The sequence below is a fragment of the Acinetobacter brisouii genome (assembly GCF_008993995.1).
Taxonomy (GTDB): Bacteria; Pseudomonadota; Gammaproteobacteria; order Pseudomonadales; family Moraxellaceae; genus Acinetobacter; species Acinetobacter brisouii_A.
The window spans coordinates 1-941 of record NZ_BKNN01000162.1; the positions used below are offsets into that span (position 1 = coordinate 1).

2 protein-coding genes are annotated in these 941 nt (G+C 47.0%); both read left to right on the forward strand.

The window, feature by feature from the left end; genetic code table 11:
• The first annotated feature begins 17 nt into the window (after positions 1 to 17).
• Entirely contained in the window at positions 18 to 170 is a 153-nt protein-coding gene (gene tnpB, locus GBN19_RS16380) for an IS66 family insertion sequence element accessory protein TnpB (protein WP_179988708.1), read from the forward strand.
• A gap of 74 nt (positions 171 to 244) precedes the next feature.
• On the forward strand, positions 245 to 941 hold a 697-nt coding region (locus GBN19_RS15440), incomplete at its 3' end, for an IS66 family transposase zinc-finger binding domain-containing protein (RefSeq protein WP_151778704.1).

A 941-nucleotide genomic window follows, 5' to 3' on the forward strand; every position in this document is an offset into this window, starting at 1 on the left:
ATGGGCTGGGTATCTGGCTGTGTGCCCGGAGGTTGGAACAGGGTAAATTTCACTGGGCTCAAGTTCACCAAGGTGAAACCGTGGCCCTCAGCCCGGAACAGTTACAGGCATTAATCCAAGGTTTGCCTTGGCAGCGCATTGGACGACAGCAAGTGGTCACAATGCTCTAAACTAGCTTGGTCCATTCTGCTATTCTCCAAACGTTCTATTTCATTCTTCTCATGACCTCAGGCATACTGCGGTCATGAATACACTGCCTGATTTAAGCCAACTGACCCATGAACAACTGCTGGAATTTACTAGACAGTTGGCAATGCAACATCAGTCTCTGGCACAATCAAACCAGCAATTAGATGCCAAAGTTCAGCATCTTGAAGTATCCAATCTGCAATTAGATGCCAAAGTTCAGCATCTTTCCATTCTCAATCAAAAATACGAGCATGAACTTGCGCTGTTTAAAAAGCACAAATTCGACAGTAAAAACGAACATCTCACCGCAAAACAAATCCATCTCTGGGATGAAGCGGTCGAAGAAGATATTGCCGCTGTTGATCTGGAACTGGAACGGCTGAATGCAGATAAAACTGATGCAGCGACACACAAAGCCACAGTCAACAAACCTAAACGTCGACTGCTGCCCGATCATCTACACACCATCCGTATTGAGCATGAACCTGCATCAACCCAATGCAGTTGTGGCTGCCAGTTACGTCGTATCGGCGAAGATATCAGTGAAAAACTGCATTTCAGACCGGCACAGTTCTACAAGGAACAGCATGTCCGTGGCAAATGGGTCTGTGATCAGTGTGACACCCTGACTCAGCAAGCGATGCCCGCCTATGTGATTGATAAAGGCATTGCTTCACCTGAATTGCTCAGCCATGTGCTGGTATCGAAGTATGCCGATCATTTGCCGCTGTACCGTCAACGTCTGATCTATC